This is a genomic window from Catellatospora sichuanensis (assembly GCF_007483665.1).
Lineage (GTDB): Bacteria > Actinomycetota > Actinomycetes > Mycobacteriales > Micromonosporaceae > Catellatospora > Catellatospora sichuanensis.
In genome coordinates, this window is the sequence record NZ_VIQO01000078.1 from 1 (window position 1) to 1,040 (window position 1,040).

A 1,040-nucleotide genomic window follows, 5' to 3' on the forward strand; every position below is an offset into this window, starting at 1 on the left:
GCGGCCGGGGACTTGACCTGGCTGGCGACGTTCGTCCAGGTGCTGCCGTTGAGGTACTGGATCTGGTACGACGACGGCGCGCGGTAGGTCGCCGACGCCGGGCGGCTGTCCTTGAAGTAGAGCCGGACCTCGTTCAGGGTCTGCGCCGAGCCGAAGTTGACCTCGTACCAGTCCTGGCTGTTGGCCGAGCCGCCCGCGCCCCAGAAGGGCTCGTTGATCGGGTAGCCGTCACGCGCTCCGGACAGGTTGGAGCCCGACCCGGTGTGCGAGGCGCTGGCGGTGCCCAGGGCGGCCAGGTTGGTGAGGTTGGCGGTCAGGTCGACGCCGGCCTTGGCCATCATGTCGGTCAGGCGGGCGTCGGTCTGCACGACCTGGGTCGGGGCCTGCAGGCCCGACACCGCGGTGTTGAACGCGACGGTGCCGCTGGTGGTGACCGCGCCGGTCGCCGGGTCCCAGGTGAACGGGACCAGGGAGTTGACCGTGGCGACGCGGTTGCCGTTGATGAAGATGGAATAGCCCTGCGGGATGCCGCTGTAGCGGACCACGCCGTCGGCCGGGTCGTCCCAGACGATCGACAGGTCGGCGTTGCGGTAGCGCAGGTTGTTGATCGCGAAGTGGGTCCAGCCGATGTTGATCGGCGACAGCTCCACCTTGTTGTCGTTGCGCGGACGCAGCCCGGCCACGTCCTCGATCACGGTCCAGTTGCTGGAACCGAGGATGTTGTGGTGGATCCACGACCGGTACTGGATCGACGAGCCGTTCCAGTCGGCCCAGAACTCGTTGGCGTCGGGATACTGGGTGTTGCCGTTGGGGTACTGCGCCCAGGCGTTCCAGTACAGCAGCTTCTTGTAGTCCTGGGCGTTCATCCACGCGTTCGGGTAGTTGCGCAGCACCGAGGAGTACAACCGGAACTGCACCGTGGAGTTGATGGTCGAGAAGTTGTTCGAGCCGGGCTGGCCCTGCGCCGCAGCGGCCGCCTTGTCGACCTGGTTGGCCGTGTAGAACGGGAAGATCGGATACTGCGCCGGGTTGTCGTACAG

General features: G+C 66.6%; 1 protein-coding gene. It reads right to left on the reverse strand.

What is annotated here, in order from left to right; all coding sequences use genetic code 11:
* On the reverse strand, positions 1-1,040 hold a 1,040-nt coding region (locus tag FLL47_RS42590), incomplete at both ends, for a discoidin domain-containing protein (protein ID WP_144128386.1).